We start from the raw sequence: 1,187 nt of genomic DNA on the forward strand, positions 1-1,187 counted from the left end.
CGTGCGCGGGGCGCACGACCGGGACGGGGCGCCAGGTGGGCGGGCGCAGCGCGGGCACGTGCGCCCCGCGCACGTCCGCGACCCCGGTGCCGCCGGCGAGCAACTGCCGCCGGGCCGCGCGCGGGTCGGTCTCCTTGTGCGCCGTCATGTGGGCGGCGACCAGGCCGGCGGTCACCGGGGTGGCGAAGGAGGTGCCGCTCCACTGCGCGTACCCCTCGAACATCACCTGGTCGGGCTTGGCGGCGGCGTTGTCGTCGCTGAGCACGCCGGTGTGGCGGGGGTGCCGACAGGTACAGCCGTAGGTGAAGCCGTAGCGGCAGGCGTCGTACGTGGAGTGCTGGTAGACGTACGGGACGGGCGTCTCGAAGCCGGTGAGGGCGCCGGTGAGGCGCTCGCCGGGGGCGTAGACCTTCACCCAGGGGCCGTGGTTGGTGAAGCAGGCGGCGGACTCGCCGTCGCTGCGCAGCGCGCCGACCGACAGCACGGAGTCCTCCCAGCCGGGCAGGTCGGCGTAGGCGGCGGGCCAGAAGGGGGTGGCGCTGCCGTTGTTCCCGGCGGCGGCCACCAGCAGGGTGCGCTGCTCGCGCAGTTCCCGCATGAAGTTCTCCACGCCGAGCAGGCCGTCGGTGCGGCCGTTGGAGGTGCCGGCGGAGAGGCTGAGGACGTCGGGCCAGCCGCCGGCGTCGACGGCTTCGAAGAGCTTCTCGCCGAACTCCGATTCCAGGATCGCGCCCGCGTCGTTGAGGCTGCCGCGCACGGTGATGTCGGTGTTGGGCGCGACGGCGGCGACGAGCCCGGCGATGAACGTGCCGTGCCCGACGTACTGCCGGAGGATCCCCTGCTCGTCGCACTCCTGGACCTGGGCGTCGCCGTCGGTGTGGGCGAGGAGCGCGCAGGAGCGGTGGTCGTGCGTGAGGCCGGTGTCGACGACGAGGACGCCGACGGCGCTGCCCGGGTCGTACACCGTGTCCGCGGCGGCCGGGTTGGGCGGCTCGCTCGCCGGGACGGGCACGGGTTCGTCGCCGGGGCAGGCGTTGACCGCGATGTGCACCACGTGGTTGCGGGCGACCATCCGGTGCCCGGCGCGGACCTCGCGCTCGCGTACGGCCCGCAGCGCCTGTGCGACGGCCCGGTCCGCTCCCCGGCCGCCTTCGCCGGGGTCGCCGACCCGGATCCGGGTGACGCCG

General features: G+C 75.1%; 1 protein-coding gene. It reads right to left on the reverse strand.

Annotated features, from left to right (window positions below; translation table 11 throughout):
* The coding region (locus tag CCL05_RS41895; RefSeq protein ID WP_107400591.1) for a S8/S53 family peptidase at positions 1-1,187 on the reverse strand (1,187 nt) is incomplete at both ends.

Source organism: Streptomyces africanus (assembly GCF_002150735.1).
In the GTDB taxonomy this organism is placed as follows: Bacteria; Actinomycetota; Actinomycetes; order Streptomycetales; family Streptomycetaceae; genus Streptomyces; species Streptomyces africanus.